Origin of the sequence: Streptomyces torulosus (assembly GCF_001419765.1) — a bacterium.
GTDB classification, from domain to species: domain Bacteria; phylum Actinomycetota; class Actinomycetes; order Streptomycetales; family Streptomycetaceae; genus Streptomyces; species Streptomyces torulosus.
On the sequence record NZ_LIRK01000473.1, the window covers coordinates 1 to 26,094 of the forward strand.

General features: G+C 70.7%; 28 protein-coding genes. 16 read left to right on the forward strand and 12 right to left on the reverse strand.

Annotation, left to right across the window (positions count from 1 at the left end):
* The 3 genes from AOK23_RS48625 to AOK23_RS29925 form a co-directional block, all read left to right on the forward strand.
* Positions 1-444 (forward strand): helix-turn-helix domain-containing protein (locus AOK23_RS48625; protein ID WP_240496626.1); only part of this gene is annotated, 444 nt, incomplete at its 5' end.
* Positions 445-470: 26 nt separating this feature from the next.
* The gene (locus AOK23_RS29920; protein WP_240496627.1) at positions 471-1,277 is read left to right on the forward strand and encodes an AzlC family ABC transporter permease; all 807 of its coding nucleotides are present in this window, start codon (positions 471-473) and stop codon (positions 1,275-1,277) included.
* The gene (locus AOK23_RS29925) at positions 1,274-1,582 is read left to right on the forward strand and encodes an AzlD domain-containing protein (protein ID WP_055715715.1); all 309 of its coding nucleotides are present in this window, start codon (positions 1,274-1,276) and stop codon (positions 1,580-1,582) included. The genes AOK23_RS29920 and AOK23_RS29925 overlap by 4 nt, the downstream gene beginning before the upstream one ends.
* A gap of 149 nt (positions 1,583-1,731) precedes the next feature.
* Here the strand turns inward: AOK23_RS29925 and AOK23_RS29930 are convergent, their stop codons facing one another.
* A complete protein-coding gene (locus AOK23_RS29930; protein WP_055715716.1) occupies positions 1,732-2,676 on the reverse strand; it encodes a hypothetical protein in 945 nt (314 codons plus the stop codon).
* A gap of 80 nt (positions 2,677-2,756) precedes the next feature.
* Between AOK23_RS29930 and AOK23_RS29935 the strand changes: the two genes are divergently transcribed.
* From AOK23_RS29935 to recX, 4 genes are all read left to right on the forward strand, one after another.
* Positions 2,757-2,951, forward strand: coding sequence for a DUF3046 domain-containing protein (locus AOK23_RS29935; protein ID WP_055538943.1), 195 nt, complete (start codon positions 2,757-2,759; stop codon positions 2,949-2,951).
* 196 nt (positions 2,952-3,147) lie between these two features.
* Positions 3,148-4,506, forward strand: coding sequence for an AI-2E family transporter (locus AOK23_RS29940; protein ID WP_079049783.1), 1,359 nt, complete (start codon positions 3,148-3,150; stop codon positions 4,504-4,506).
* A gap of 311 nt (positions 4,507-4,817) precedes the next feature.
* On the forward strand, positions 4,818-5,942 hold the full coding sequence (recA, locus tag AOK23_RS29945) for a recombinase RecA (protein ID WP_055715717.1): 1,125 nt from the start codon (positions 4,818-4,820) through the stop codon (positions 5,940-5,942).
* A gap of 3 nt (positions 5,943-5,945) precedes the next feature.
* Positions 5,946-6,821, forward strand: a complete 876-nt coding sequence (recX, locus tag AOK23_RS45745; protein WP_079049784.1) for a recombination regulator RecX — start codon at positions 5,946-5,948, stop codon at positions 6,819-6,821.
* 44 nt (positions 6,822-6,865) lie between these two features.
* On the opposite strand, the gene AOK23_RS29955 is transcribed toward recX, so the two are convergent.
* The 7 genes from AOK23_RS29955 to AOK23_RS29980 all read right to left on the reverse strand — a co-directional run bounded on the left by AOK23_RS29955 (position 6,866) and on the right by AOK23_RS29980 (position 13,169).
* On the reverse strand, positions 6,866-7,384 hold the full coding sequence (locus AOK23_RS29955; protein ID WP_107102900.1) for a cupin domain-containing protein: 519 nt from the start codon (positions 7,382-7,384) through the stop codon (positions 6,866-6,868).
* A gap of 137 nt (positions 7,385-7,521) precedes the next feature.
* Positions 7,522-7,668, reverse strand: coding sequence for a putative leader peptide (locus tag AOK23_RS51745; RefSeq protein WP_338056537.1), 147 nt, complete (start codon positions 7,666-7,668; stop codon positions 7,522-7,524).
* Positions 7,669-7,732: 64 nt separating this feature from the next.
* Entirely contained in the window at positions 7,733-9,424 is a 1,692-nt protein-coding gene (locus AOK23_RS29960; RefSeq protein WP_055715719.1) for an FAD-dependent monooxygenase, read from the reverse strand.
* A 321-nt stretch (positions 9,425-9,745) separates the two neighbouring features.
* Positions 9,746-10,669, reverse strand: coding sequence for an amino acid ABC transporter permease (locus tag AOK23_RS29965; protein WP_055715720.1), 924 nt, complete (start codon positions 10,667-10,669; stop codon positions 9,746-9,748).
* Positions 10,666-11,343 carry an amino acid ABC transporter permease gene (locus tag AOK23_RS29970; protein ID WP_055715721.1) on the reverse strand — a complete coding sequence of 226 codons (678 nt, stop codon included), beginning with the start codon at positions 11,341-11,343 and terminating at the stop codon, positions 10,666-10,668. Before AOK23_RS29970 ends, AOK23_RS29965 begins: the two co-directional genes overlap by 4 nt.
* Before the next feature lie 121 nt (positions 11,344-11,464).
* Positions 11,465-12,313: a glutamate ABC transporter substrate-binding protein gene (locus tag AOK23_RS29975; RefSeq protein WP_206336321.1), complete on the reverse strand. Its 849-nt coding sequence runs from the start codon at positions 12,311-12,313 to the stop codon at positions 11,465-11,467.
* A gap of 79 nt (positions 12,314-12,392) precedes the next feature.
* Positions 12,393-13,169, reverse strand: a complete 777-nt coding sequence (locus AOK23_RS29980) for an amino acid ABC transporter ATP-binding protein (RefSeq protein ID WP_055715723.1) — start codon at positions 13,167-13,169, stop codon at positions 12,393-12,395.
* A 385-nt stretch (positions 13,170-13,554) separates the two neighbouring features.
* On the opposite strand from AOK23_RS29980, the gene AOK23_RS29985 reads away from it, so the two are divergent.
* Positions 13,555-14,241, forward strand: a complete 687-nt coding sequence (locus AOK23_RS29985; RefSeq protein ID WP_055715724.1) for a response regulator transcription factor — start codon at positions 13,555-13,557, stop codon at positions 14,239-14,241.
* 9 nt (positions 14,242-14,250) lie between these two features.
* Positions 14,251-15,669 (forward strand): sensor histidine kinase, encoded by a 1,419-nt coding sequence (locus AOK23_RS29990; RefSeq protein ID WP_055715725.1) that lies wholly within the window; start codon positions 14,251-14,253, stop codon positions 15,667-15,669.
* 141 nt (positions 15,670-15,810) lie between these two features.
* On the opposite strand, the gene AOK23_RS29995 is transcribed toward AOK23_RS29990, so the two are convergent.
* Both AOK23_RS29995 and AOK23_RS30000 read right to left on the reverse strand, forming a co-directional pair.
* Complete coding sequence (locus tag AOK23_RS29995) at positions 15,811-16,812, reverse strand: TAXI family TRAP transporter solute-binding subunit (protein ID WP_055715726.1); 1,002 nt, start codon at positions 16,810-16,812, stop codon at positions 15,811-15,813.
* Between the two features lie 211 nt (positions 16,813-17,023).
* Positions 17,024-18,166: a peptidoglycan recognition protein family protein gene (locus AOK23_RS30000; protein ID WP_055715727.1), complete on the reverse strand. Its 1,143-nt coding sequence runs from the start codon at positions 18,164-18,166 to the stop codon at positions 17,024-17,026.
* A 231-nt stretch (positions 18,167-18,397) separates the two neighbouring features.
* On the opposite strand from AOK23_RS30000, the gene AOK23_RS30005 reads away from it, so the two are divergent.
* The 3 genes from AOK23_RS30005 (at position 18,398) to AOK23_RS30015 (ending at position 21,254) form a co-directional block, all read left to right on the forward strand.
* Positions 18,398-18,793: a pyrophosphohydrolase domain-containing protein gene (locus AOK23_RS30005; protein ID WP_055715728.1), complete on the forward strand. Its 396-nt coding sequence runs from the start codon at positions 18,398-18,400 to the stop codon at positions 18,791-18,793.
* Positions 18,794-18,852: 59 nt separating this feature from the next.
* On the forward strand, positions 18,853-20,373 hold the full coding sequence (miaB, locus tag AOK23_RS30010) for a tRNA (N6-isopentenyl adenosine(37)-C2)-methylthiotransferase MiaB (protein ID WP_079049786.1): 1,521 nt from the start codon (positions 18,853-18,855) through the stop codon (positions 20,371-20,373).
* Between the two features lie 173 nt (positions 20,374-20,546).
* Complete coding sequence (locus tag AOK23_RS30015; RefSeq protein ID WP_055715729.1) at positions 20,547-21,254, forward strand: class III extradiol dioxygenase subunit B-like domain-containing protein; 708 nt, start codon at positions 20,547-20,549, stop codon at positions 21,252-21,254.
* A gap of 56 nt (positions 21,255-21,310) precedes the next feature.
* Here the strand turns inward: AOK23_RS30015 and AOK23_RS30020 are convergent, their stop codons facing one another.
* Together AOK23_RS30020 and AOK23_RS30025 are read right to left on the reverse strand one after the other, a co-directional pair.
* Complete coding sequence (locus tag AOK23_RS30020; protein ID WP_055715730.1) at positions 21,311-21,589, reverse strand: antitoxin; 279 nt, start codon at positions 21,587-21,589, stop codon at positions 21,311-21,313.
* A 23-nt stretch (positions 21,590-21,612) separates the two neighbouring features.
* The gene (locus AOK23_RS30025) at positions 21,613-21,903 is read right to left on the reverse strand and encodes a hypothetical protein (RefSeq protein ID WP_240496628.1); all 291 of its coding nucleotides are present in this window, start codon (positions 21,901-21,903) and stop codon (positions 21,613-21,615) included.
* Between the two features lie 160 nt (positions 21,904-22,063).
* On the opposite strand from AOK23_RS30025, the gene miaA reads away from it, so the two are divergent.
* The 4 genes from miaA to AOK23_RS30045 form a co-directional block, all read left to right on the forward strand.
* Entirely contained in the window at positions 22,064-23,002 is a 939-nt protein-coding gene (gene miaA, locus AOK23_RS30030) for a tRNA (adenosine(37)-N6)-dimethylallyltransferase MiaA (RefSeq protein WP_055715732.1), read from the forward strand.
* A gap of 102 nt (positions 23,003-23,104) precedes the next feature.
* Positions 23,105-23,635, forward strand: a complete 531-nt coding sequence (locus AOK23_RS30035) for a hypothetical protein (protein WP_079049787.1) — start codon at positions 23,105-23,107, stop codon at positions 23,633-23,635.
* A gap of 78 nt (positions 23,636-23,713) precedes the next feature.
* The gene (dapF, locus tag AOK23_RS30040; RefSeq protein ID WP_055715734.1) at positions 23,714-24,583 is read left to right on the forward strand and encodes a diaminopimelate epimerase; all 870 of its coding nucleotides are present in this window, start codon (positions 23,714-23,716) and stop codon (positions 24,581-24,583) included.
* A gap of 296 nt (positions 24,584-24,879) precedes the next feature.
* A partial coding sequence (locus AOK23_RS30045; RefSeq protein WP_157878195.1) for an HD domain-containing protein occupies positions 24,880-26,094 on the forward strand: 1,215 nt, incomplete at its 3' end.

The window sequence follows — 26,094 nt, forward strand, 5'->3', positions numbered from 1 at the left end:
GCGGCACGCGCGCGTGCGGTGCTCCTGGAGCGGATGGCCGACCCGCCCACCCTGGAGCGACTCGCCGCGGATCTCGGCACCAGCCCGTTCGCCCTCCTGCGGGCCTTCCGCACCGCCTACGGCATGCCTCCGCACTCCTGGCTGACCGACGCCCGCGTCCGTCGGGCCAGGGCCCTGCTCGACGCGGGCACGGCCCCCGCCGAGGCAGCCGTCGCCGTCGGCTTCACGGACCAGCCGCACCTCAACCGCCACTTCAGCCGGATCGTGGGCGTCCCCCCGGGCGCGTACCAGCGGGAACGCAGAGGCGGCCCCGACGATCTGCGGGGACGCAACGGCGGTAGGGAACACGAAGGCAGCAGGGAACACGAGGGCGACAGGAGCACCGGGCACGACAGGGAAACCCAGAGCGGCGGACGCGGGCGCAAGAACGTACAAGATTCCTAAGTGCTGATGGTCCTACCGTCCGAGGTGTGGCAGAACAGACAGCTTTCGCAGGCACGCACGACACAGGGGGCGTCAAGCCCGATCGGGCCGTCGTCCGGGACGCCCTGGCGGTCGGGGTCGCCGTCGGGCTGTCCGGGTTCGCCTTCGGGGTGACCTCGGCCGGCAGCGGGCTCAGCCTGCCGCAGACCTGTGCGTTGAGCCTGCTGGTGTTCACCGGTGCTTCCCAGTTCGCCCTGGTGGGCGCGCTCGCGGCCGGCGGCAATCCGTTCACGGCGGCGGCCGGGGCCTTCTTCCTGGGAGTGCGCAACGCGTTCTACGGGCTGCGCCTGTCACAGCTGCTGGCCCTCCCGCGCGCGGTGCGGCCGTTCGCCGCGCAGTGGGTGATCGACGAGACCACGGTCGTCGCGCTCGCCCAGCCCACGCGCCGGGCCGCCCGGATCGGCTTCACCGTCACCGGGCTGAGCCTCTATCTGCTGTGGAACCTCACCACGCTCCTCGGCGCGCTCGGCGCGGAGGCCATCGGCGACACCGAGGCATGGGGGCTCGACGCGGCCGGGCCCGCCGTCTTCCTGGCGCTCCTCGCACCCATGCTCAAGACCACCAGGGAACGGGCCGTGGCCGGTATCGCGGTCCTCCTAGGGCTCGGCCTCCTGCCCGTCCTGCCCGCAGGAGTGCCGGTGCTCGTGGCCGCGGCAGCCGCTCCCGTCGTCCTCTGGGCGGAGGGGCGCCGCAAGACCGGCGACCGGGAGACCGGCGACCGCGCGGTGAACGACTCACGCGACTCCCACGACCCACAGCGCGACCAGTACGGCCCGCAGGAGGAGGACCGATGAACGTCTGGATCGCGATCGCCGTGACCGCCGTCGGCTGCTACGCCGTCAAGCTCATCGGTCTGCTGGTCCCCGAGGGCGTCCTGGAACGCCCGCTCGTCCAACGCCTGGCCGCCCTCCTCCCCGTCGCGCTGCTCGCCGCCCTCACGGCGCAGCAGACCTTCGCCGACGGACGTGCGCTCGTGTTGGACGCCAGGGCAGCGGGAGTCGCCGCGGCCGCCGTCGCGCTCGTCCTGCGCGCGCCCTTCCTGCTCGTCGTGGCAGCGGCGGTGATCGTGACGGCGGGGGTGCGGGCGATCACAGGCTGAGACAGCGGTACGCGTACGCGTGCGCCCGTGGAAGCGGGCATGGGCGTACGCGCGCGTCCGTTCATGCACGCACGCGTACCCCCGGGCATCCCGCCCGCCGGTAGCTCGCTCGCGTCTGTCGAATCCCCAGCGCTGTGTCTGTCATCTCCTCAGCCGATCGACCGCCCGTACGCGCGCAGTGTGCGCAGTGCCTCGATCGTCACGATCGGGCGGCTCTCCAGGGCGGTTCCCGGGGCCCACTGGCGCCAGCGGATCGGCCACCCGCCGTCGTCGCGTTGCTCGCTCTCCAGGAAGTCGAGCGAACGGGACATCTCCTCGTCGGTGAACCACGCGCGTGCGAGCGACTCCGGCGTACGCGCGAAGTCGAACGGGAAGTGGTGCTCACCCGGTGCGTAACCGGACGCCACGGGATACTCCTCCAGCCGCCCGGGATCCAGCGCGGCCAGCCGCTGTTCGCGCACCAGCCGGCCGAGCCGGTCGGCGGCCGCCTGCGCGCGCGGACGGTCGGGCACGGAGTCCAGGAACGCCACGGCGGCCTGGACCTCGTACGGGTGCGAGTTCTCAAGCGTCTCGACCGCGTGCCAGCAGAAGTCGGTCGCCCGGAACAGCCACGCGTGCCACACCTGGTTGCGGTGCAGCAAGCCCACCACGGGCCCGGTGGCCAGCAGCTCACTGGGCGGGTCGTCGACGATCGGCACGAACGGGGCCGCCGGATATCCGCGCTGACCGGGATGTACGGCGGGCAGGGCGCCGTCCGGGTTCGACACCGACGTCAGATAGCGGCACACGCGCTCGACCCGCTGTCCGGCACACCGCCCGATCGAGTCCAGGACCCGCAACGCGTGCCCGGTGTGCAGGGGCTGGCTCACCGGCCCGCGCAGATCCGGTTCGAGCGCGTGCCCGTACCCCTCGTCGGCGGTGCGGTAGGCGGCCAGCGCGGTCTCCACCGCGTCGGCGCTCCCGTCCAGGAAGTGGTACGCGAAGCGGCGCTGCTCCAGTACCCGCGCGGTCAGCCAGACGAACTGCTCGGCGCGGGCGAGCGGGGTGTGCGCCGGGGGCGATGAGGGGCGTGGGGATGCTCCGGTTTCGGCCATGCGTCAGACCGTAGGGCGGAAAGCGGTATCGGCAGGCCGTCCCGGCCCGGCCCCCCCCCCTGGGGCGGGATACTGGAGTCATGCGGTTGACGGTCTTCTGGCAGCGGATGGCGGAACACTTCGGTGAGGGGTACGCCGAAACCTTCGCGCGCGATCATGTGATGTCCGAACTCGGTGGACGGACGGTGCACGAGGCGCTGGACGCCGGCTGGGAGGCCAAGGACGTGTGGCGCGTGGTGTGCACGACGATGGGCGTTCCGGCCGAGAACCGCTGAAAAGCCGCCGTATCGGTCGCGCGGTCGTCGCCTCGGGGCCGGAAGGTGCAGGGGGCGGGGGCCGATTGTCGGTGGTGTGGGCGAGACTTGGTCCGTGGCCCCCTCAGACGAGACCGCGCAGGTCGAGCCCCAGGCATCCCCCTCCGGTACGGCGCCGCCCACCGGGCCCCCGGTCGGCACCAGGCCGAGTTCGGGCATGCCGCGCTGGCTGCCGCGTGCCATGGTGCTCGCGCTCTCGCTGGTCGCCGTCTTCCAACTGGGCAGTTGGGCGTTCCACCAGCTCATCGGGCTGTTGGTCAACATCCTCATCGCGTTCTTCCTGGCCCTCGCGATCGAGCCCGCGGTCAGCTGGATGGCCTCGAAGGGGCTGCGCAGGGGCTTCGCCACCTTCCTCGTCTTCCTGCTCACACTGATCGCGGTCGCGGGCTTCGTCACCCTTCTCGGCTCGATGCTCGCCGGTCAGATCGTCAAGATGGTCGAGGATTTTCCTGCCTACCTCGACTCGGTCATCAGCTGGATCAACACCACCTTCCACACCGAGCTGAGGCGCGTCGACATCCAGGAGGGGCTGCTCCGCTCCGACTGGCTGAAGAGGTACGTCCAGAACAGCGCCACCGGCGTCCTGGACGTCTCCGCGCAGGTCCTCGGCGGCCTCTTCCAGCTGCTGACGATCGGCCTGTTCTCGTTCTACTTCGCGGCCGACGGCCCCCGGCTGCGGCGCGCGCTGTGCTCCGTGCTGCCGCCCGCCAAGCAGGCCGAGGTGCTGCGCGCGTGGGAGATCGCCGTCGACAAGACCGGCGGCTACCTGTACTCCCGCGGCCTGATGGCCATGATCTCGGGCATAGCCCATTACGTCCTGCTGGAGTACCTGAACGTGCCGTACGCCCCCGCCCTCGCGGTCTGGGTCGGCCTGGTCTCCCAGTTCATCCCCACGATCGGCACCTACCTCGCGGGCGCCCTGCCGATGCTGATCGCCTTCACGGTCAACCCCTGGTACGCGCTGTGGGTCCTGGTCTTCGTGGTCATCTACCAGCAGTTCGAGAACTACGTGCTGCAGCCCAAGCTGACCGCCAAGACCGTGGACATCCACCCGGCCGTCGCCTTCGGATCGGTCGTCGCGGGCACCGCGCTCCTCGGCGCCGTCGGCGCGCTCATCGCCATCCCCGCCATCGCCACCCTCCAGGCGTTCCTCGGGGCGTACGTGAAGCGGTACGCCGTCACGGACGACCCGCGCGTCCACGGCCACCGCAGACGCGGCTCCGGCAACCTCCTCGCCCGTCTCCGGAACCGGCCGCGCGCGGAGCGGGACGAGGACGGCTCCGGAAGCGACGTCCTCACGCGCGTGCGTGAGCGGCTGGAGCACACGTGGGGCACGAAGCGGCCGTCGGACGACGCCACGCAGGAGGAGACCGGGCCGCAGGGGGAGGCCGGGCCGCAGGAGGGAGACGGTCCTCAGGATGAGGGCGGTCCCCAGGAGGACGGTTCGCAGGGGCCACGCCGGGACACGGGCCCCGAGGGGAGCTCCGGGTCCGAAGGCGGCACTCCGCGGGACTGACGCCCGGCGGCATGACTCCGCCCCCTTCGCGGGAGCGGCGACCGGCTGCGGTGGCCGGCCATCGCCATCGTCGACGAACTGAATCCCCCTTCCGGAAGTCCCGGGGGACCGTGTGGTGCGCTTGACACCAAAATCGAACATCCATTCTCATGGAGGCTCCGGCGAGCCTCTCGACGGGGAGTTCGACAGGGTTTGTGTGGAGAAGTACCCGAGTTATCCACAGGCCGGGCGGGCGTCGGGGCCCATTGTCAGTGGCAGGCGTTAGCGTCTTTCACGTGAAGCGATCGACTCAAGCAAATCGGGTGGAACCCATGGCAGGAACCGACCGCGAGAAGGCGCTCGACGCCGCGCTCGCACAGATTGAACGACAATTCGGCAAGGGCGCGGTCATGCGCATGGGCGAGCGGTCGAGGGAGCCCATCGAGGTCATCCCGACCGGGTCGACCGCGCTGGACGTGGCCCTCGGTGTCGGCGGCCTGCCGCGTGGCCGAGTGGTGGAGATCTACGGCCCCGAGTCCTCCGGTAAGACGACCCTGACCCTCCACGCGGTGGCGAACGCGCAGAAGGCCGGCGGCCAGGTCGCGTTCGTGGACGCCGAGCACGCCCTCGACCCCGAGTACGCGAAGAAGCTCGGCGTCGACATCGACAACCTGATCCTGTCGCAGCCGGACAACGGCGAGCAGGCGCTGGAGATCGTGGACATGCTGGTCCGCTCCGGTGCCCTCGACCTCATCGTCATCGACTCCGTCGCCGCGCTCGTCCCGCGCGCGGAGATCGAGGGCGAGATGGGCGACAGCCACGTGGGTCTGCAGGCCCGACTGATGAGCCAGGCCCTGCGGAAGATCACCAGCGCGCTCAACCAGTCCAAGACCACCGCCATCTTCATCAACCAGCTCCGCGAGAAGATCGGCGTGATGTTCGGCTCGCCGGAGACCACGACCGGTGGCCGCGCGCTGAAGTTCTACGCCTCGGTGCGTATCGACATCCGCCGCATCGAGACCCTGAAGGACGGCACGGAGGCGGTCGGCAACCGCACCCGCTGCAAGGTCGTCAAGAACAAGGTCGCGCCGCCCTTCAAGCAGGCCGAGTTCGACATCCTCTACGGCCAGGGCATCAGCCGCGAGGGCGGTCTGATCGACATGGGTGTGGAGCACGGCTTCGTCCGCAAGGCCGGCGCCTGGTACACGTACGAGGGCGACCAGCTCGGCCAGGGCAAGGAGAACGCCCGCAACTTCCTCAAGGACAACCCCGACCTCGCCAACGAGATCGAGAAGAAGATCAAGGAGAAGCTGGGCGTCGGCGTGCGGCCCGAGGAACCCACCGCCGAACCGGCTGCGGACGCCGCGGCCTCCGCCGCACCCGCCGACGACGCGAAGACGGTGCAGGCCCCCGCTGCCAAGACCGCCAAGACCAAGGCCGCGGCGGCCAAGAGCTAGTCCGTGACACGCAGAACGGACTGGGGCGAGTACGCATACCCCAGTGCCCCCGAGAGCCGGGGGCGCGGGGGTACCGGGGGATCCGCCGCAGAGGAGTTCGGACCGTACGCCGACGACGCCGACGAGGAACATGTCGTCGGCCCGCCGGAGGAGGGCGGACCCTCCGGTGGCGGCGCGCCGCGCGGTGACCGGGGACGTGGTGGCGGTAGCCGTGGCGGCGGCGTCTCACCGGGCGGCGCGGCCGGCGAGACACGTGGCCGACGAGGCCGTGGGGGGCGACGGCGCGGCTTCGGGGAGTCGGCCGGCGATCCGTATGACGACGGGGGGCCACAGGACGGGGGTTCGTCTTTCTCGTCGAGGGCCGAGAAAGGGGAGTCCTCAGGGGACCCGGCTGAGCGGGCACGGGCGATCTGCCTGCGCCTGCTCACCGGGACCCCGCGGACCCGCAAGCAACTCGCCGACGCCCTGCGCAAGCGTGAGATCCCCGACGACGTGGCGGACGAGGTGCTGTCACGGTTCGAGGAGGTCGGGCTGATCAACGACAGCGCGTTCGCGGACGCCTGGGTGGAGTCCCGCCACCATGGCCGGGGCCTGGCCCGGCGTGCCCTCGCCCGGGAGCTGCGCACCAAGGGCGTCGACTCCGCCCTCATCGACGAGGCCGTCGCCCAGCTCGACTCCGACCAGGAGGAGGCCACCGCGCGTGAGCTCGTGGCCCGCAAGCTGCGGTCCACCCGAGGCCTCGACCGTGACAAACGCCTCCGCCGCCTGGCGGGCATGCTCGCCCGCAAGGGCTACCCCGAGGGGATGGCCCTCCGGGTGGTCCGACAGGCGCTGGAGGAGGAGGGCGAGGACACGGAGGGGCTGGAGGAGGGGTACTGAGCGAGAGCGGTCAGGGATCGCTCAGCACCTGTGGGAGTGGGCGCTCACTGCCAGTCCTCCGGGCGTTCGACGTGCTCGAGGCGCAGCACCTGGCCCGTGCGGCTGTAGCGGCGGATGCGGGGCAGGGGCGGATAGTAGGCGTGCACCGAGATGGCGTGCTCCTCGGCGGACTCGTTGAGCACCTCGTGCACATGGTGGCGGCCGAAGGAACGGCCCTTGCCGCTGGGCAACCGGCGTTCGCGGTCGACACCATCGGTGAGTTCGAGGGTCTTCCAGCCGTCGGTGGGCAGCCGGGCGGCGAGGGAGTACTCCTTCAGCTCACCCGCGGCGGTGACGAACGCGCCCACCGAGTCGGCGTGGTCGTGCCAGCCGGTTCCGGTGCCGGGCGGCCACCCGATGAGCCACGCCTCGCTGCCGCCGGGCCCTTCGAGCCGCACCCATGTGCGCCCTTCGGGATCGAGCGGAAGCGAGGCGACCAGCTCGGCGTCGGCAGCGGCCCGGCGCGCGAAGTCGAGCAGCTCGGACTGCGTGGGAGCGGAAGAACCCGAAGCAGGGGAGGCGATGGAGGCGGAAGTCGCGGAGGCGGAGAACGCGGAGGAAGAGACAGTGGGAGACACAGACACGGGGACCGTCCTGGCGAATGGTTCGCGGGAGCGCACGCCGGCACAACGGCGGCGCGCGCGGGGAAGAGGGATGCGAATCAGCAGGACGGACGACACACGCAGCCCGCGTAGCGGACGAGGTCCATGTGGACCCTCCGCCACAGGCGCGTAGAGGTGTCGATCACGGTCCGGAGTACACCACGACCGTGCGGACCGGTCAACCGACCATCACTATGTGGACACACAGTGACGGTCGTCGCGAGAAGCGGCCGGACACGAAGCCTGCAGCGGCGCAACCGGCGCAACGGCTCAGTGCGATGCCGCGGTCGCCTCCGTGGACTCGGGCTGCTGCTTCGCCCCGCCCAAGGCCGCCTCCGCCGCCGTATACAGATCGGCCGGGCGTACGCCGTTCAGGGCTGTGACGAGGTGGCCGTCGGGCCGTACAAGGAGCACGGTGTGGGCGGCCGCGCCCGGGTAGCTCTCGGCCACCAGTAGCTCGGCGGAGTGCGGCAGGGCGGACACCGCCGCCGCGAGCCGGGGCATGATCCCGGCGCTCACCCAGTGCTTGCGCTCCCACACCCCGGTACCCGGCGCGATCAGCACCACCAGCAGCGCCCCCCGCCCGAGCCGGTCCCGCAGCGGTACGAACGTGCCGTCCTCGGCGGTCACCTGGACGTCGACGACCTGGGCACCGGGAAGCGTGTCGATGGGGGCCTCGGAGGCGGTGTGCGGAGCCATGAGCGGTGAGTCGGTGTACGCCCCCGGCGCGCCCAGCGGGCCGCGCCCGAGGTGTCCGTCGGCGAGCAGCGCGTCGTGGCCCCGGCCCGAACCGGGGACGTAGGAACGCAGCCCCTTGCCGCCGCGCAGCAGGGGCAACGCCTGGTCGGCTGCGCGCAGCCGGGCGGCGACGACCGCGCGGCGCTCCGCCTGGTAGCTGTTGAGCAGTGCCTCGTGCGGGCCGTGGTGCCAGGCCAGGGCCAGTTTCCAGGCGAGGTTGTCGGCGTCGCGCAGCCCTTCGTCGAGGCCCTGGGTACCGAGCGCGCCGAGCAGATGGGCGGCGTCCCCGGCGAGGAAGACCCGGCCGACCCGCCACCGCCGGGCGAGCCGGTGGTGAACGGTGTGCACACCGGTGTCCAACAGGTCGTACGGCGGTGTGGCGCCCCCCGACCAGCCCGCGAGGGTCTCCCGGACGCGGGTCACGAGGAGTTCGGGGGTGACGAGGTCCTTGCCCGGCGGCAACAACCAGTCCAGGCGCCAGACCCCGTCGTCGAGCGGCCGGGCGGTCACCTCACCGCCGGAGGGACCCGACGTCCGCCAGGGCGGCATTCGGTGCAGCAACGCTTCGCCTGGCCAGGGAAGTTCCACGCGCAGTGCCGCCACGGCGTGCCGCTCCACGGCCGTACGGCCCGGGAAGCGGATATCCTGGAGCTTGCGCACGGTGGAACGCGGCCCGTCGCACCCCACCAGATAACTGCCCCGCCACCAGGTGCTCTTGGGGCCGCGAGTGTGGGCCGTGACCCCGGATGCCTCCTGCTCGATGGCGTCCACGCGGCTCTCCACGGCGACCTTGACGAGCCGCTCCTCGGCGATGGCGTCACGCAGCGCGGCGGTCAGGACGTGCTGCGGGATGTGGAGCGGGGGGAGGCCTGCGGAGCCCTCGACGGTGTCCTCGGCGGCGTTGCGGGGGCCCCTCGCCACTTCCCGGGCGGAGCCGTCCGGTTCGTCAGGGTCGATCTCCCCGAACCGGACCTGACGCACCGTCTGCTTGCGTCGCATGGACCGCCATCCGGTCCAGCGATATCCCCCTTCCGTGAGGGGGACGCCGGACAATCGCTCCAGCAGAGCGGCCGTGTCCTCCTGCAGCACGACCGTCCGCGCGAGCCGCTGCTCGTCCTTGCCCGGCCCCTCGTCGAGGACCACGGACGGCACTTCCTGACGCGCCAACGCCAGCGCGAGCGCAAGCCCCACGGGCCCCGCCCCGACAATGATCACCGGGTCCACGGCGCGGCGCCCCCTGCCCGCAGCGGCGTCCCGGAGGACGTAGGTGAACAAGAAGTTGGAGCAGGGTGCACGATCACAGAACGTATGCAACCCATTGCCGGTGCTTGCGTCAAGTGACGGCGAAGAGGGGAGGGGTGAGGTGTACTCGGATCGCTCAGGGCCGTCGGCCTGTGGTGATGCGTCGACGCCTGCCCGGGAGCGGGGAGGCCGGACGTCGTCGCTGGCCGTCTCGGACATGACGGGAGGCAGTGGCGGTTCATGCCACTGCCTCCCTTTGTCCCGACTGGGCGGCATCCGGAGCGGATGTCACCTGCCCAAGCGTCAGGTGTCCTTCTTGTCGATGTAGGTGCCGAGGCCGGGTACGCCGCCGCCTTCCCCGCCGGTGGCCGTCGTGCCACCGACAGCGGCGGCCGGGATGACCGCGCCGGTCGACTTCTTGCCGCGCCGCAGCCGCTGCTCCAGCCAGCTGGCGAAGCTGGTGATGATGAAGTTCAGGATAATGTAGATGATCGCGACGACGACGAAGCTGGGAACGGGGTTGGCGTACACAGCCGCCAGCGTCGCGCGTCCGCTGAGCAGTTCGGTGAACCCGATCATCACGCCGCCGAGCGCGGTGTCCTTCACGATGACCACGAGCTGGCTGACGATGGCCGGCAGCATCACCGTGACGGCCTGCGGCAGCAGGATGGAGGACATCGTCTGGCCCTTGCGCAGACCGATCGCCTGGGCGGCCTCCGTCTGGCCCTTGGGGAGGGCGAGGATACCGGCGCGCACGACTTCGGCGAGCACCGAGGCGTTGTACAGCACCAGACCGGTGACGACCGCGTAGAGCCGTCGTTGCTCGGTGGTGACTTCAAACGAGCGAGCGATGACCTCGTTGGCGAACAGCATCAGCAGCAGGACCGGGATGGCCCGGAAGAACTCGACCACCGCACCGGCCGGGATGCGGACCCACACGTGGTCGGAGAGGCGCGCGATGCCGAAGAGCGCACCGAGGGGCAGGGCGATCACCATGGAGAGCCCCATGGCCTTGAGCGTGTTGGCGAGACCGGGCAGCAGATACGTCGTCCAGGCCTGGGAGGTGAAGAACGGCTCCCAGAGCTTCCACTCCAGCTGGTTCTTGCTGTCCAGCGCCCGCCAGAGCCACCACGCGAGGAGGGCCAGCAGTACGACGAAGACCACGGTGAGAATGACATTGCGCCGTTTGGCCCTGGGGCCGGGGGCGTCGTAGAGAACGGAACTCATCGCTTCACCGCCAGTCGCTTGCTCAGCCAGCCGAGGAACAGACCGGTGGGCAGGGTCAGCACCACGAACCCGAAGGCGAAGATCGCGCCGATGAGCAGCGTCTGTGCCTCCTTCTCGATCATGCCCTTCATGAGGTAGGCGGCCTCCGCCACACCGATCGCGGCCGCCACGGTCGTGTTCTTGGTCAGCGCGATCAGCACGTTGGCCAGCGGGCCGATGACAGCGCGGAATGCCTGCGGGAGAACGATGATCCTGAGGACCTGGCTGAAACTCAGTCCGATGGCACGGGCCGCCTCGGCCTGCCCCACAGGCACGGTGTTGATCCCCGAGCGCAGCGCCTCACAGACGAACGCCGCGGTGTAGGCGACGAAACCGAGAAGGGCGAGCCGGAAGGCCTGGAGTTTGACGTCGCCGCTCGCGCCCATCGTCACCCGGAAGATGTCGGCGAGGCCGAGCGAGGTGAAGACGATGATGACGGTCAGCGGGATGTTCCGCACGACGTTCACATAGACGGCGCCGAAACCACGCATCAGGGGTACCGGGCTGACGCGCATGGCGGCCAGCAGAGTGCCCAGGATCAGGGAGCCGACGGCTGAGAAGACGGTGAGTTTGACCGTCGTCCAGAACGCACCCAAGAAGCTTGGGTCGTTGTAGTTTGAAAGGAAGTCGAACACTGTCTCCCGCGCTTCCGGGTGTGTGGCGTACGTGGCAGGCGCGGCGCGCCGCCGCCCGCACCGAGCCTTGCGGCGGGCGGCGGCGCGCTTGCGGATCTCGGCGCTGCTCGCGGATATCCGCTTACTGGACGATGTTGCCGATCTTCGGGGCGGGCTCGTTCTTGTAGTTGGCCGGGCCGAAGTTCTCCTTGACCGCGGTCTCCCAGGCGCCGTCGCTGACCATCTTCTCCAGGGCGGCGTTGATCTTGTCCACGGTCGCGGTGTCGCCCTTCTTGACACCGATGCCGTAGTTCTCGTTGCTGAGCTTCAGGCCCGCGAGCTTGAACTGACCCTTGTAGTTCTCCTGGGCGGCGAAGCCCGCGAGGATCGAGTCGTCGGTGGTGACCGCGTCCACGGCACCGCTCTGCAGGCCGGCGATGCACTCCGAGTAGCCGCCGTACTCCTTCAGCTGGGCCTTCGGAGCGATGTCCTTCTTGACGTTCTCCGCCGAGGTGGAACCGGTCACCGAGCAGAGCGTCTTGCCGTTGAGGTCCGTACCCTTGGCGATCTTCGAGTCCGCCTTGACCAGCAGGTCCTGGTGGGCCAGCAGGTAGGGGCCGGCGAAGTCGACGAGCTTCTTGCGCTCGTCGTTGATCGAGTACGTCGCCGCGATGAACTTGACGTCGCCGCGGGCGAGCGCGTTCTCGCGGTCGGCGCTCTTGGTCTCCACGAACTCGATCTGGTTCGGCTCGTAACCGAGTTCCTTGGCTACGTAGGTGGCCACGTCCACGTCGAAGCCGGAGAACGTGCCGTCGGGCTCCTTCAGACCGAGACCCGGCTGGTCGTACTTGATACCGATCTTGATCTTCTTGCCGCCGCCCGAGCCGCCGTCCGAACTGTTGTCGTCCTTGTCGCCGCCGCCGCACGCGGTGGCCGTCAGAGCGAGGACGAGGGCGGTGGCCGCCGCGGCGGAGACCTTGCGAAGCTTCATGGTGAACATCCTTTGACTGGTGAAGATGCGGACCGTCGTGGTGCGGGTGCCTGTGGCCGGGACCGGCCTCGTCGGGCGGTCAGTGGTGCAGGATCTTGGAAAGGAAGTCCTTGGCCCGGTCGCTGCGGGGGTTGCTGAAGAACTGGTCCGGCACAGCCTCTTCGACGATGCGGCCGTCCGCCATGAACACCACCCGGTTGGCGGCCGAACGGGCGAAGCCCATCTCGTGGGTGACCACGACCATGGTCATGCCGTCGCGGGCGAGCTGCTGCATGACCTCCAGGACCTCGTTGATCATCTCGGGGTCGAGGGCCGAGGTCGGCTCGTCGAACAGCATGACCTTCGGGTCCATCGCCAGCGCCCGGGCGATCGCGACACGCTGCTGCTGACCACCGGAGAGCTGCGCGGGGTACTTGTCCGCCTGCGTGCCCACACCGACCCGGTCGAGCAGGCTCCGCGCCTTCTCCTCGGCCTGCTTCTTGTCGGTCTTGCGGACCTTGAGCTGTCCCAGCATCACGTTCTCGAGCACGGTCTTGTGCGCGAAGAGATTGAACGACTGGAACACCATGCCGACGTCGGCCCGCAGTCGCGCGAGCGCCTTGCCCTCGGCGGGCAGCGGCTTGCCGTCGATCAGAATGTCGCCGGAGTCGATCGACTCCAGCCGGTTGATGGTGCGGCACAGGGTGGACTTACCGGACCCGGAGGGTCCGATCACCACGACGACCTCGCCCCTGGTGATCGTCAGATCGATGTCCTGGAGTACGTGCAACGCGCCGAAGTGCTTGTTGACGCTCTTCAGGACGACCAGGTCGTCGGCCGCGGGCACCGCGTCCTTGACCACCGAAACTTCGGTCATCGCTTTCTGGCTCCGTCCTCCTCGGTTTCGGAGGACAGTAGTGACCGGCGACGACCAGCGTCATTACATCTGAGGGGAAATTGAGCATAACGATCTGGTAGCAGTCGGGCACTGCGCGTAGCGGACCCACGCGGGGGCGTTTCGGCTGGGTAACGGAACCCTCGCGGAACCTGTACGGCCTTGACGGCGTCCTCAGTCATCGGTGTCACTGCCCATGTGGGCGGGCCACAGCAGCCGGGTCCCCGCTTGCCTTCCCGTCATACCCCTGAGCGTCCGGGAACTCGACGCCGGCCGGGGTGCGCGTAAGGTGTGCCAGCCGAGACCGTATGTACGACCGAACGTATGCCCGGCAAACGTATGCCCGATCGAACCGGAGGGGGCCGGAATGAGGCTGCTCCTCGTCGAGGACGACAACCACGTCGCGGCCGCGCTGTCCGCGGTCCTGGCCAGGCACGGCTTCGACGTCACTCATGCCCGCAGCGGCGAGGAGGCCCTCCAGGCACTCGTCCCGGAAGGCGCCGGCTTCGGCGTCGTCCTGCTCGACCTCGGCCTGCCCGACCAGGACGGCTACGAGGTCTGCGGCAAGATCCGCAAGCGCACCAGCATCCCGGTGATCATGGTGACCGCCCGCTCCGACGTGCGCTCCCGCATCCACGGCCTCAACCTCGGGGCCGACGACTACGTGGTCAAGCCGTACGACACCGGCGAGCTGCTCGCGCGTATCCACGCCGTCGCCCGGCGCCGGGTCCCCGACGAGTCCTCGACCCCCGGCGACACCGGGCTGCGCCTCGGACCCGTGCTCATCGAGCTGCCCACCCGGCAGGTCAGCGTGGACGGCGCGGTCGTCCAGCTGACCCGCAAGGAGTTCGATCTCCTCGCGTTGCTGGCCCAGCGCCCGGGTGTCGTGTTCCGCCGGGAACAGATCATCAGCGAGGTGTGGCGGACCAGTTGGGAGGGGACCGGACGCACCCTCGAAGTACACGTCGCCTCGCTGCGGTCGAAGCTGCGTATGCCCGCCCTGATCGAGACCGTGCGCGGGGTCGGCTACCGGCTGGTGACCCCGACGCCGTAGCGTTCCCGCGTGCGCACTCGTCTTCTTCCGCTGCTCATCGTCCTGATGGCCGCCGTGCTGCTGGCCCTCGGCATTCCGTTGGCGGTGAGCCTGGCAGCGGCGCGCCAACAGGAGGTCGTCGTCGACCGCATCGACGACACCGCCCGCTTCGCGGCCCTCGCGCAGTTCGTCACCGAGTCCCCGACCCGGTCCCGGACGGACGACATCTCGGGCGACGGCCGCCGGGACACCCTCCAGCGGGAGCTGGCGCAGTACCACAGCGTGTACGGGATCAAGGCCGGCGTCTTCTACCGCGACGACAACCGGGGCCCCATGGCCAACGCCCCCGTCGGCTGGGACGTGCCCGAGTCCGGTGAGGGCAAGGACGCGTTCGACGAGGCGCTGCTGGGGCGGCGCCCGCACGACCCCGAGCAGGTGTGGCCGTGGCAGCGCGGTCGTCTCGTGGTCGCCTCCCCGGTCATCCACGACGGTGACGTCGTCGCCGTCGTCGTCACCGACTCGCCCACCGGCCAGATGCGCTCCAAGATCCTGCGCGGCTGGCTGATCATCGGCGCCGGCGAGATCGCCGCGATGCTCCTCGCCCTCGGCGCCGCCCTGCGGCTGACGGGCTGGGTCCTCAAGCCCGTGCGTGTCCTCGACACCACCACCCACGCCATCGCCTCCGGACGACTGAAGTCACGGGTCGCCGTCGCCAGTGGACCGCCCGAACTCAGGCGCCTTGCACGGTCGTTCAACGAGATGGCCGACAACGTCGAGGACGTCCTGGAGCAGCAGCGCGCCTTCGTCGCCGACGCCTCCCATCAACTGCGCAACCCGCTCGCCGCGCTGCTGCTGCGCATCGACCTGCTGGCCCTGGAACTGCCCGAGGGCAACGAGGAGATCGCCTCCGTCCGCACCGAGGGCAAGCGCCTCGCGCAGGTCCTCGACGATCTGCTCGACCTCGCGCTCGCCGAGCACGCCGAGTCCGATCTTCAGCTCACCGACGTGGGGGAGCTGACCGCCGAGCGGGTCGCCTCCTGGTCACCGCTCGCCCAGGACAAGGGCGTGACGCTGGTCGGCACCTGCCCTGCCACCACGGCCTGGGTCGACCCGGTCGCCCTGTCCAGCGCCCTGGACGCGGTGATCGACAACGCGCTGAAGTTCACGCCCGCCGGGGAGCGCGTCGAGGTCGAGGTCGCCCCGAACGGACCGGACTGCACGGTCGTCGTCACCGACGGCGGCCCCGGCCTCAGCGACGAGGAACTGGAGCGCGTCGGCGACCGCTTCTGGCGCAGCACCGCGCACCAGAACATCAAGGGCTCGGGCCTCGGGCTCTCCATCTCCCGGGCCCTGATAGCCGCCGGCGGCGGCTCCATCGCGTACGCCCACCACAAGCCGCACGGCCTCAGGGTGACGGTGACGGTGCCGAGGACCCGCCCACAGAACTGACCCGCCCGCAGAACTGCCGCGCCCGCAGAACTGCCGCGCCCGCAGAACTGACCGGCACGACGCGACGGGCGCCCGGCACGGGGCTCGGCCGCCCAGCCGTACGGCTCGACCGGCCCGGCATGGGGCCTCATCGACCGGCGACTACGGCTTGACTGACTGGTAGTACTGTTGCGCGCCCTTGTGCAGCGGCAGCGGATCGGTGTAGATCGCCGTGCGCAGGTCCACCAGCTGGGCCGCGTGGACCTTCTTGCCGATCCTGTCCCGGCTCTTGATGACCATGCGGGTCAGCCACTGGGTCAGCAGGGGGTCCATGTCCTCACGGGTGATCAGCAGGTTCGCCACGGTGATCGTGGGCACGGTGGAGCCCCTGAGGATGGTCGGGTAGGCGTCGGCCGGCATCACGGACGCGCGGTAGTGGCTGTAGACGGAGCCCTGTTCGTGCAGCTTCGCCACGAGGTCGCTCTCGATCGGCACGAAGCGGAAGTCGTAGTGGTACTTCTTCGCCAGGTCGGTGATGCCCTTCGTGGGCAGCCCGCCCGACCAGAAGAAGGCGTCGATCCTGCCCTCGCGCAGGGCGTCGGGGCCCGTGCGGATGGTGTCGCTGCGCGCGTCGATGTCCTTGTCGATGTTCAGTCCGTCGGCGGAGAGCACGCGCCCCGCTATCAGCCGTACCCCCGAGCCCTGGGGTCCGACGGCGACCCGCTTGCCCTTCAGGTCGGCGACCCGCTGGACGGGCGAGGTGGCGGGGACGATCAGCTGCACATAGTCGTCGTACAGCCGTGCGAGTCCGCGCAGTTTGTCGGCACCGGGCTTTCCCTGGTCCACATAGGTCTGCACGGCGTCGGCGGCGGCGATGGCGAAGTCGCTCTTTCCGGCGGCGACGCGGGTGACGTTCGTCTGGGATCCGTTGCTGTCCTCCAGGTCGATCCTCAGGTCGGGCATGTCCCCGCCGACCGAGTCCCGCAGCAGCTTGCCGTACTCCTGGTAGACGCCCTGCGGGGCTCCCGTACTGAGGGTGATCGTCCCGCTCGGGGGCGTCTCGCGCGGCCAGAGCCACCACGCCAGCAGCCCGAGGACCACCAACGAGGCCGCCGAGCCCAGTAGCGCGCGACGCCCGCCGATGCGGGGGAATACCTGGACCATGCGCGAGATCCTGCCAGGTCACCGGACGGGCGGCCAGGATCGGGACCATCCGGTGCGAGCTCGTGACACGGGGGTGATGCGAGCGCGCCCCCGAGGACCACCTCGTGCGGTCCGCCCAGCCCCGTGACACCGGGGCCGGGCGTCACCACGGCGGCCGCCGGTGCCGGACCCCCGAGCGGGGGACCGGCACCCATCGCGGGCGAGGAGTGGGTCAGCGGCGCGCGGCGGCCACCGACGTGCGGAGTCGGTCCAGCTCCTGGTACATGACCGCGCCCGGGCACTCGGTCGCCATCCAGTCCCGGTGCCCGCTGATCTCCGGGACCTCCTTCTGCACGCCGTTGACCGGGTTCGTGTACGTCACCCGGGCCTGCGGGTCCACGCCGTGCAGCCGGGCCAGCACGCGGACCAGCCGGGTGAGCGCCTCCCGGGCCGGTTCCTTCGGGCCCTGCTCGGTGAAGGTGCCGAGCAGCGCGATGCCGAGGTTCCCGGAGTTGAAGCCGCCGACGTGGAAGGCGGTCACCACCTTGCCGTCCTTGTCGTGCGCGGGCATCCCGTCGTCACCGGAGTAGCGGCCCTCGTAGATGCGGCCCTCCTCGTCGATGAGGAAGTGGTAGCCGATGTCGCCCCAGTCGTTGGTGACCGCGTGCAGCTGGTAGATCGCGCGGACGGTGGCGGCAGGGTCCGGGTCGTCGTTGGCCATGGCCGTGTGGTGCACGGTGATGGTCTGGAACGGGTAGAACGCGGTCGGCGAGTTCTCCGTGCCGTCCGCCTTGAACCGCAGCTTCTCGTCGGCGCCCCACGCGGCGCGCGAGAGGTACTCGACACCGCGGACCCGGGTCGGATCGGTCGGCACCCGTACCTTCCGTCGCGGGCCGTGCCGGGTGTCGAGCGCGAGCGAGCGCAGGCCGGTGGCGCCGTCGGGCGCCTTCAGTTCGTAGCCGGCGGCCTGGTCGGCGGCGATCAGCACGCCACCGCCGTTGGCCACGGAGCAGCCGCCGTCGCCGAGCGGCTTCCAGGCGCCCTGGCCGCCGTCGGACTCCCGGAGCCGGATGCCGCCGCCGGTGGTCTCGTCGGTGCCGCCCCAGGCGACACCGATGTAGCCGATGGGGAAGGCGGCCTTCACGGGCGCCTCACCGCGGGCGGCCTCGGCGCGGGTCCGGGGGAAGGTCTCGGTCGTCGTGCCGCCGCCCGCGTCGTCGCGGCCGGCTGCGGCGGGCTCGGAGTCGTCGGTTGTGGCCATCACCGTCGGTGTGATCACGGCACCGGCGGCGACCGCGCCGGCGGCGCCGAGCACGGTGCGGCGGGCCACGCGGGAGGTGGCCCGGTGGGAGGCGGAGGTGGGGGGAACGCTCACGTTCGGTCCTCAATCGTTCAGGGGGGCACTTGAAGACTCAACGGAGCGTACGGAGCCGGGTCACCGCCGCCGACACCACCCCCCGGCTACTGATGCGGCATCAGAGGCCGCAGCACGCAAGGGATTTGAGGCAACAGGACCGTACGAGCCGGACGGGCGTGACCAGTCGCCGACGGCGGTCGAGGCACCGGACATGGGGAGGCGTCGGCCGGTGGTCGATAGGGTCGGCGGATGAGTTCCTCTCCCGCCCGTCTCGTCCGTGAGTTCCATCGCGCCTTCGGGCTCGACGCCCGTACCGAGCCGACCGAGGTCTCACCCGAGCTGGCCGCGCACCGCGGCGAACTGCTGGCGGAGGAGGCGGCCGAGGTCGCCGAGGTGGCGGTCGGCGGCCCGCTGGACCGGCTGGCGCACGAACTCGCCGACGTCGTGTACGTGGCGTACGGCACCGCCCTCGTCCACGGGATCGACCTCGACGCGGTGATCGCCGAGATCCACCGCTCCAACATGACCAAGCTGGGCCCCGACGGCCGCGTCGCCCGCCGCGCCGACGGCAAGGTCCTCAAGGGCGACCACTACCGGGCGCCCGACATCGCCGCGGTCCTGCGTGAGCAGGGCTGGACCGGCTGAGGCGGGCGTGCACGGGGTGAGGGGCGGGGCGTACTCCGCGGAGCGCCTACCCTGGTGACATGACCAGCAGCGACCGGAGCCAGGCAGTGGGCGTCAAGACATACGAAGTACGCACCTACGGGTGCCAGATGAACGTCCACGACTCCGAGCGCCTGTCCGGTCTCCTGGAGGATGCCGGGTACGTGCGCGCGCCCGAGGGCGCCGGCGAGGGCAACGCCGACGTCGTCGTCTTCAACACCTGCGCCGTACGTGAGAACGCCGACAACCGCCTGTACGGCAACCTCGGCCGCCTCGCCCCCATGAAGGCGTCCCGGCCCGGCATGCAGATCGCCGTCGGTGGCTGTCTCGCGCAGAAGGACCGCGACACCATCGTCAAGAAGGCACCCTGGGTGGACGTCGTCTTCGGCACGCACAACATCGGCAAGCTGCCGGTCCTGCTGGAGCGCGCCCGGATCCAGGACGAGGCGCAGGTCGAGATCGCCGAGTCCTTGGAGGCGTTCCCCTCCACCCTGCCCACCCGCCGCGAGAGCGCCTACGCCGCGTGGGTCTCGATCTCCGTCGGCTGCAACAACACCTGCACCTTCTGCATCGTCCCGGCGCTGCGCGGCAAGGAGAAGGACCGCCGCACCGGCGACATCCTCGCCGAGATCGAGGCGCTGGTCGGCGAGGGCGTCTCCGAGATCACGCTCCTCGGCCAGAACGTCAACGCGTACGGCTCCGACATCGGCGACCGTGAGGCGTTCAGCAAGCTGCTGCGGGCCTGCGGGACGATCGAGGGCCTGGAGCGCGTCCGGTTCACCTCGCCGCACCCCCGTGACTTCACCGACGACGTGATCGCCGCCATGGCCGAGACGCCGAACGTGATGCCGCAGCTGCACATGCCGCTCCAGTCCGGCTCGGACACCGTCCTCAAGGCGATGCGCCGCTCGTACCGCCAGGAGCGCTACCTGGGGATCATCGAGAAGGTCCGCGCCGCCATCCCGCACGCGGCCATCACCACCGACATCATCGTGGGCTTCCCCGGCGAGACCGAGGAGGACTTCGAGCAGACGCTGCACGTGGTGCGTGAAGCCCGCTTCGCGCAGGCGTTCACCTTCCAGTACTCCAAGCGCCCCGGCACCCCCGCGGCCACCATGGAGGACCAGATCCCCAAGGAGGTCGTGCAGAAGCGCTACGAGCGGCTCGTCGCCCTCCAGGAGGAGATCTCCTGGGAGGAGAACAAGAAGCAGGTCGGTCGCACCCTGGAGCTGATGGTCGCCGAGGGCGAGGGCCGCAAGGACGGCGCCACCCGCCGGCTGTCCGGCCGTGCCCCCGACAACCGCCTCGTCCACTTCACCAAGCCGGACCAGGAGGTGCGCCCCGGTGACCTCGTGACCGTCGAGATCACGTACGCCGCCCCGCACCACCTCCTCGCCGAGGGCGCCGTCCTCGATGTGCGCCGGACGCGCGCCGGTGACGCCTGGGAGAGGCGGAACGCCGCCCCCGAGGCCAAGCCGGCCGGGGTGCTGCTCGGGCTGCCGAAGATCGGCGTCCCGGAGCCGCTGCCGGTGGCGACGACGGGCGGCTGCGGAGGGCACTGACCCCAGCCCGCTGTCCGACGGTGGGGGAGCCCGCACGGGGTCTCTCCCGGCACGGCTGCGTGGTTCTTCGGCCCCCTGCATGCCTCTTCGGCCCAATGCATGCCTCTCCGATCCGCTGCATGCCCCCGGTCCGCTTCGTGCTTCGCGCAGACGTGGCGGTTACCCTGCGGATCATGCTTGTCGCCGCCGCTGTCTGTCCCTGTCCTCCGCTGCTCGTGCCCGAGGTGGCCGCGGGGGCCGCGCCCGAGCTGGACCGTGCGCGGGAGGCCTGCGCGGACGCGCTCGGGGTGCTCGCGGCGGCCCGGCCCGGACGCCTGGTGGTCGTCGGGCCCGCCGAGCGGGACGGCCGGTACGCGCAGGGCGCGCGCGGATCGTTCCGCGGCTTCGGCGTGGATCTCGACGTCCGGCTCGGGCAGGACGGGGCTGAGGAGGCGCCGGAGGGCGAGTTGCCGGCGTCCCTCGCAGTGGCCGCCTGGCTGCTCGACCGCGCCGAGCGGTCCGTGCCCGTCGAAGGCGTCGCCGTGGCGGAACCTCTCGCCGCCGAGCGGTGTATCTCTCTCGGACGGGACATCGCCGGGGCCACCGAGCGCGTGGCCCTGCTGGTGATGGGCGACGCCAGCGCGTGCCGCACCCTCAAGGCGCCGGGGTACCTGGACGACCGCGCCGCCGGCTTCGACGCGGCGGTCGCCCGCGCCCTCGCCACGGTGGACATCGCCGCCCTCAAGGCACTGGACGCCGGGCTCGCCGGGGAGCTGCTGGTCTCCGGCCGCGCCCCCTGGCAGGTGCTCGCCGGCGCCGCCGAGGAGGCGGACCTGAGCGGCACCCTGCTGTACGACGACGCGCCCTACGGCGTGGGCTACCTGGTGGCGACCTGGTCGTGACACGGCGGACGGCCGGGAGCGAGGTGCTCCGCGGCCGTCCGTCGATGTGAAGGCGTTCAGGAAGTCGGAGGCGGAGGCGGGGTGGCCCCGCCCGTCGGAGGCGATGGTGGAGTGCCACCGCGGTCTTCCTTGTGCGCGAGCCGGTCCATGGCGTGCTTCGCCTTGCCGCTGGCCGACTCGATCTTGTAGCGGTACTTGCCCTTGGTCTTCCTGTCGACCGCGTGCGCGGCCTTGTCGAGACCGTGGTGGATCTTGCCCTCGTACTTGTGTGCGAAGTGCGAGAGCTTCTCCTCAGTCGGGGAGAGTTTGGTTCTCATGCTGTGCAGAAGACCCATGGTTCACCTTCCCGCGCGGATCATCACTTGCGGGCGCCCTCACCGGCCTCGTTGTCGGCGGCCTTCTCGGCGGTCTGCTGCTGGGGGATCTCGACGTCGTCCGCCGCGTCGACCACCTCCGCCACGGCGTCCTTCGCCTCGTCCTCGGTGTCGGCTTCCGGCTGGGCGGCCTCAGCAGATCCCTTCGCCTCGTCCGACTCTTCCGTCCCGGTCTCGGTGGTCACCGCGGGGGTCGCCTCGACGGCCTCCTCCGAGCCCTTCGCCTTGCGACGGAACAGCGAAAAAACGCCCATATCAACCTCAATGCTACTCATGCGGACTAATTGCCGCGCCTTCCCGGAGCGTCCGATTGCGTCAACCGGGTCGCCGGCACTCGAAACCGGCGCTCAGAACACGCAACACGCAACGACCCCGCCCGCCTCGCGTCACGTAGCTCGTTCGAGATGAGGCCCCGAGGTTTGCGAGACTGGGGCAGTGAGTAGCGCAGTTCCCGCCCCACGGGTCATCGCCGTCGTCGGCCCGACCGCGGCGGGCAAGTCCGATCTGGGTGTCTTCCTGGCCCAGCGCCTCGGCGGCGAGGTCGTCAACGCCGATTCCATGCAGCTCTACCGGGGGATGGACATCGGCACCGCCAAGCTGACCCCCGAGGAGCGCGACGGAGTCCCGCACCATCTCCTGGACATCTGGGACGTCACGGTCACCGCCAGCGTCGCCGAGTACCAGCGGCTCGCCAGGGCGCGCATCGACGCGCTCCTCGCCGAGGGACGCTGGCCCATCCTGGTGGGCGGCTCCGGCCTGTACGTCCGGGGCGCCGTCGACAACCTGGAGTTCCCCGGCACGGATCCCGAGGTCAGGGCCCGTCTGGAGGAGGAGCTGACCCTGCGGGGCCCCGGCGCCCTGCACGCCCGGCTCGCCGCCGCCGACCCCGAGGCCGCCCACGCCATCCTGCCCAGCAACGGCCGCCGTATCGTCCGGGCCCTCGAGGTGATCGAGATCACCGGGAAGCCCTTCACCGCCAACCTGCCGGGCCATGACTCGGTCTACGACACCGTGCAGATCGGTGTCGACGTGGCCCGCCCCGAACTCGACGAACGCATCGCGGCCCGCGTCGACCGCATGTGGGACGCCGGGCTGGTCGACGAAGTGCGCGCACTGGAGGCGCAGGGGTTGCGCGAGGGGCGTACGGCGTCGCGGGCGCTCGGCTACCAGCAGGTCCTCGCGGCCCTCGCCGGACAGTGCACCATGGACGAGGCGCGTGCCGAGACCGTCCGTGCCACCAAGCGCTTCGCGCGCCGTCAGGATTCATGGTTCAGGCGCGACCCGCGGGTGCATTGGCTCAAGGGGGGTGTCGCGGACCGGGCGGAACTCCCGCAGCTCGCATTGGCGTTGATCGAACGACCGGTTACAGCCTGATCACGTCATGGCATCGGGTCGCCCCGGCGGTCTTCCCGGCCTCCGGGAGCGTGCCATCATCGAGCTTCGATCGACCAAGTGGAGTCCGAGTTGGGAGGGCGCGTGGCGATGGAGGCCGGCCCTCGCGACACCGCACAAGGCGCGGAGCACGGCACCGCGGACGACGCGGACCAGCTGGTGACCGAGGGGTATGCACTGGACCTCGACAGCGGTCCGCTGAGCCCCGACGGGCCGGACGACCAGGCTCCGGACGGCGTGACCGACGACGGACCGGAACCGGACGAGATGTCCGCACCGGAGGTCGAGGTCGAGCTGCGCCCCCAGCGCAGGCTCCGTCTGTGGCAGCTGGCGCCCATCGTGGGCCTCGGCGCGGTCGGCTCCCTGATGTTCGCGTTCCCGCTCGCCTTCGAGTTCGGCGACGGTGGCGCCGTGGTCGCCATGCTCGGCCTGCTGATCTGCTCCACCGCCGGCGGCTGGGGCATGATGGCCGCACGCCGTGTGGGTTACACGTGGCCCGGCCTGCCCGCGCGGGGCTCCGGACGCCGCCCGGACTGGCGGGTCGTCCTCGGGTACGCCTTGGTGCTCGCCGCCGTGGTCGTCCTGGCCGTCTGGCGCGTGGCCCGGCTGCGCTAGAGCCGGCGCGTCGGCGTGCGGGTGCCCCCTGAGCCGGTGCCCGGCGGAGACGACCCCTCCACCCCGTACGATCGAGGAATGAGCACGCGGATCGCCTTCCTCAAGGGGCACGGGACAGAGAACGACTTCGTGATCGTCCCCGACCCCGAGAACCTCATCGACCTCACTCCCGCCGCCGTCGCCGCGCTGTGCGACCGCCGCGCGGGCATCGGTGGCGACGGCGTGCTGCACGTCGTACGGTCGGCCGCGCACCCGGAGGCCGCGGGCATGGCCGCCGAGGCCGAGTGGTTCATGGACTACCGCAACGGCGACGGATCGATCGCCGAGATGTGCGGGAACGGCGTCCGGGTCTTCGCCCGCTACCTCCAGCACGCCGGTCACGTCACCGAGGGCGACCTCTCCGTCGCCACGCGCGGGGGCGTCAAGAGCGTCCACATCGCCAAGGACGGCGACGTCACCGTCGGCATGGGCACGGCACGCCTCCCCGAGGGGGACGTCACGGTGAGCGTCGGCGACCGCAGCTGGCCCGCGCGCAACGTGAACATGGGCAACCCGCACGCCGTGGCCTTCGTCGACGACCTCTCCGACGCCGGCGACCTGTACGCCCCGCCCCCCTTCAGCCCGGCCGCCGCCTACCCGGACGGGGTCAACGTCGAGTTCGTCGTCGACCGGGGCCCGCGCCATGTGGCGATGCGCGTCCACGAGCGCGGCTCCGGGGAGACCCGGTCGTGCGGCACGGGCGCGTGTGCCGTCGCCGTCGCCACGGCCCGCCGCGACGGCGCCGACCCGGCCCTGACGGGCACCCCCGCCACGTACACGGTCGACGTGCCCGGCGGAACCCTGGTCATCACCGAACGGCCCGACGGCGAGATCGAGATGACCGGCCCCGCCGTGATCGTCGCCGAAGGGGAAATCGACGCCAACTGGCTCGGAAACGCCGTGCGTTGAGTCATGTGAGGCTCGACACAGTGGTATACGGGTCCCGAATGCCACAGGCGTGCGAGTCGCACCCCTGCTCAGGGGTGCGAATCCCAGGCAGGGCCGGGGTCGCGTGGCTCGAAACCGCAAACGCCGGAACCTTCGCTCTAATGGGTGATCCGTTTCACGCTCGCCGAGAGGCGGTCAGGTGGGCGTGATGGGCTCGGTAGCATCAAGCACCGGCACGGACGGGGGAACGACACGATCCCTGAGCCGCCGCACGCCATGGGGCACCCGTCCGCCGGTCCACGCAGCCGGAGGTGCCCATGAGCGCGGAGGCCACGAACCCCGCCGTATCGCCCGCCCCTGCGCCGCCCGCAGCGCACCGCAGGAAGGGCCGGCCTCGCATCGACCTGCGCCGTCTGGGCCGTGCCGCACTGCTGGGGCCGGCCACCCGTGACCGGTTGCCCGACGCCATCAGCCATGTCGCCGAGGCCCACCGCGCCCACCACCCCGACGCCGACCTCGAACCGCTGCGCCGGGCGTACGTCCTCGCCGAGTCCTCCCACCGCGGCCAGATGCGCAAGAGCGGCGAGCCGTACATCACCCACCCGCTCGCCGTGACGCTGATCCTCGCCGAACTCGGCGCGGAGACCACGACCCTGACGGCCTCTCTGCTCCACGACACCGTCGAGGACACGGACGTGACGCTCGATCAGGTGCGCGAGCAGTTCGGCGAGGAAGTGCGCTACCTCGTCGACGGCGTCACCAAGTTGGAGAAGGTCGACTACGGCGCCGCCGCCGAGTCCGAGACCTTCCGCAAGATGCTCGTCGCCACCGGCAACGACGTCCGTGTGATGTCGATCAAACTCGCCGACCGACTGCACAACATGCGCACCCTCGGCGTGATGCGCCCCGAGAAGCAGGAACGCATCGCCAAGGTCACCCGGGACGTGCTGATCCCGCTCGCCGAACGCCTCGGCGTGCAGGCCCTCAAGACCGAACTGGAGGACCTCGTCTTCGCGATCCTCCACCCCGAGGAGTACGCCCACACCCGCGAACTGATCGCGGACAACGCCGCTCGGGAGAGCGACCCGCTCGCCGAGATCGCCGAAGAGGTCCGCGGGGTCCTGCGCGAGGCCGGCATCCAGGCCGAAGTCCTCATCCGGCCCCGCCACTTCGTCTCCCTGCACCGGGTCTCGCGAAAACGCGGCCAGCTGCGCGGCACCGACTTCGGACGGCTCCTCGTCCTCGTCAACGAGGACGCCGACTGCTACGCCGTCCTCGGCGAACTGCACACCTGTCTCACCCCGGTGGTCTCGGAGTTCAAGGACTTCATCGCCGTACCGAAGTTCAACCTGTACCAGTCGCTGCACACGGCCGTCGCCCGCGGCGACGGGCAGGTCGCCGAAGTCCTCATCCGCACCCACCAGATGCACAAGGTCGCCGAGGCCGGAGTCGTCGCGCTCGGCAACCCCTACGCCGCACCCGCCGAGGACCAGACCGACGGTGAGCGGGCCGACGGCGACGGCGAGCGCGTC

Coding starts and splice junctions, on each gene's coding strand:
- recA (WP_055715717.1), top strand. CDS start 4,818: ATGGCAGGAACCGACCGCGAGAAGGCGCTCGACGCCGCGCTCGCACAG.
- AOK23_RS29980 (WP_055715723.1), bottom strand. CDS start 13,169: ATGACCGAAGTTTCGGTGGTCAAGGACGCGGTGCCCGCGGCCGACGAC.
- AOK23_RS29925 (WP_055715715.1), top strand. CDS start 1,274: ATGAACGTCTGGATCGCGATCGCCGTGACCGCCGTCGGCTGCTACGCC.
- AOK23_RS30005 (WP_055715728.1), top strand. CDS start 18,398: ATGAGTTCCTCTCCCGCCCGTCTCGTCCGTGAGTTCCATCGCGCCTTC.
- dapF (WP_055715734.1), top strand. CDS start 23,714: ATGAGCACGCGGATCGCCTTCCTCAAGGGGCACGGGACAGAGAACGAC.
- AOK23_RS29995 (WP_055715726.1), bottom strand. CDS start 16,812: ATGGTCCAGGTATTCCCCCGCATCGGCGGGCGTCGCGCGCTACTGGGC.
- AOK23_RS30015 (WP_055715729.1), top strand. CDS start 20,547: ATGCTTGTCGCCGCCGCTGTCTGTCCCTGTCCTCCGCTGCTCGTGCCC.
- AOK23_RS30020 (WP_055715730.1), bottom strand. CDS start 21,589: ATGGGTCTTCTGCACAGCATGAGAACCAAACTCTCCCCGACTGAGGAG.
- miaB (WP_079049786.1), top strand. CDS start 18,853: ATGACCAGCAGCGACCGGAGCCAGGCAGTGGGCGTCAAGACATACGAA.
- AOK23_RS29935 (WP_055538943.1), top strand. CDS start 2,757: ATGCGGTTGACGGTCTTCTGGCAGCGGATGGCGGAACACTTCGGTGAG.
- AOK23_RS29975 (WP_206336321.1), bottom strand. CDS start 12,313: ATGAAGCTTCGCAAGGTCTCCGCCGCGGCGGCCACCGCCCTCGTCCTC.
- AOK23_RS29930 (WP_055715716.1), bottom strand. CDS start 2,676: ATGGCCGAAACCGGAGCATCCCCACGCCCCTCATCGCCCCCGGCGCAC.
- AOK23_RS29965 (WP_055715720.1), bottom strand. CDS start 10,669: ATGAGTTCCGTTCTCTACGACGCCCCCGGCCCCAGGGCCAAACGGCGC.
- AOK23_RS29985 (WP_055715724.1), top strand. CDS start 13,555: ATGAGGCTGCTCCTCGTCGAGGACGACAACCACGTCGCGGCCGCGCTG.
- AOK23_RS29940 (WP_079049783.1), top strand. CDS start 3,148: ATGCCGCGCTGGCTGCCGCGTGCCATGGTGCTCGCGCTCTCGCTGGTC.
- AOK23_RS30025 (WP_240496628.1), bottom strand. CDS start 21,903: ATGAGTAGCATTGAGGTTGATATGGGCGTTTTTTCGCTGTTCCGTCGC.